The organism is Streptomyces sp. NPDC088354 (assembly GCF_044753585.1).
Taxonomy (GTDB): domain Bacteria; phylum Actinomycetota; class Actinomycetes; order Streptomycetales; family Streptomycetaceae; genus Actinacidiphila.
Genome location: NZ_JBIVNJ010000154.1, coordinates 1 through 1,750, shown reverse-complemented (window position 1 = coordinate 1,750; position 1,750 = coordinate 1). Strand labels below are relative to the sequence as shown.

1 protein-coding gene and 2 pseudogenes are annotated in these 1,750 nt (G+C 65.9%); all 3 read right to left on the bottom strand.

Features of this window, described 5'->3' with window-relative positions; translation table 11 throughout:
• Window positions 1–91: 91 nt before the first annotated feature.
• Window positions 92–451 (bottom strand): hypothetical protein, encoded by a 360-nt coding sequence (locus ACIP98_RS42425; protein ID WP_401982231.1) that lies wholly within the window; start codon window positions 449–451, stop codon window positions 92–94.
• A gap of 215 nt (window positions 452–666) precedes the next feature.
• Window positions 667–1,071: pseudogene (locus ACIP98_RS42420) on the bottom strand (transposase); the annotation flags it as partial.
• A gap of 487 nt (window positions 1,072–1,558) precedes the next feature.
• Window positions 1,559–1,750, bottom strand: a pseudogene (locus ACIP98_RS42415) (nitroreductase family protein); the annotation flags it as partial.

Sequence of the window (1,750 nt, the reverse complement as noted above, 5' to 3'; positions counted from 1 at the left end):
CGCCGCCATCTGGCACAACAACGCAACTAACGCGCCGATCACCCGGTCACTGATCGCCTACGACCACTGACCGGAGATCGGACTTACTCGTCTAGTAGTGGCTGACTGCCCCTACCGCCTCGCTGGTCGTGATCGCGGTCTCAGCAACGCCCCCATCGATACCGATCACTACGCCGGTGGCGGGGAGCGGCTGCACCTGGACGGCGACGATGAACAAAGCGCACCAGTGGTCGAGGCTGTCCTGGTAGGCGCGCACCGGCGTGAGGGCGGCGGCCAGGTCGCGGGAGCACGCCGCGATCAGAGGGTGCCGCCAGCGAGGTGCAGGCGCCGGTTCTTGAGCCGGAAAACCCGGGTGGTGTGATTCAGCGTCGGGGCGGCCTCGTGTTTTGACGGCCACCTGGCTGTTCTCGATGCGTCCGGCGGTACCGGTGTCTTGACGCTGGACGCCCACCGTGGCGGTGCCCTTCCTGGTCCAGGCCACACTCGTTCTTCGCGCTCTGGAAGCACTCCTCGGCCTTCCAGCGGCATCCGGCAACGAGGACCAGGTCGGCGATGGTGGCGTCCAGCGAAGCGCAGGCAAGGTGGTAGGCGATCTCGTCAGGCTTGGCGATGCTGCGGCGGGCCAGCATCCACCGTTAGCGCGACGCACAGGTGCGGCGCGCGACACATCTGGCAATTCTCTGTCCGCCCGGCGGTGCCGGAGTACTGGCGCTGCACTCCGGCTGAGGTGGTGCCCTTCTCGACGAATCCGGTGTCATCCTGAATCAGTACACCATTGGCATGTCCGAGTCGCCCGGCGACGTAAGCCTGCAGGTCATCGCGTACTGCGTCTGCGTCCCACTGACTGTGGGAGAGCAGGTGCTGCAAGCCGTGCGGGATGGCATGGCCGTCGGCGTATTCGGCGAGCTGCCAGCTGTTCTTGCGGCCGACCGGGTGGAGCAAACCACGGACGTAGTCCCGCATCCGCCGCCGAGCCTCCACGCGGGAGAAGCGGGCTCCGATGCGCAGGAAGAGTTCTTCCAGTGCCAGGTCCCAGGCGTTCGTCGGTACGTCATGGATCACAACGAACAGCTCGAGCCGGAGCCATGACACGCGGCGCGGCCAACCGATTGTGGAACGTCGGCGAAAGGCCACCCTAGCCAGTCCGCACGCCCACTACACTCCGCACCGCCAGGCCGTTGACCAGAGTAGATACAAAAGTCCGGCTGGAGAACTAACAGCCCTCACCCACACCGAAAGAGAGCGCAGGACAGAACAGAGACGCAGAGAACTCCACCGCCTCACGGACTCCAACCCGAGGACCCACTCCTCCCAAGCCTGAAGGCCCGGGCCTCCTGGGACAAATCAGTTGACCACCACTGGAATCGCAGTCCGAGATTAGCGACGCCTGAGATCTGGCGGCTGGCGCGATAGTCGGGTCCCCACGTTTTCCAGCAGGGACCCGACATACACGGAGGGTTATCCAGATGGCGTCCGTGCTCCGGACATGTGGCCAGTAGCGAGGACACCGGAACGCGTTCATCCCCACGCCCAGAACGGCCTCTGCCTCGAATCGTCGTCAGACGGTGGTGACGACCTCGTCGTAGGGCAGGCGCGGCGAGCGCGCGCGCCAGGCGTTCTCGCCCGGCTTGCCGATGTTCACCACGGCGAGGACGGAGTGGTCGCCCTCGGGGAAGAACTCCTTGTCGATGCCCTCGGCGTCGAAACCGGTCATCGGGCCGGCGGCCAGACCCGCGGCGCGCACGCCGAG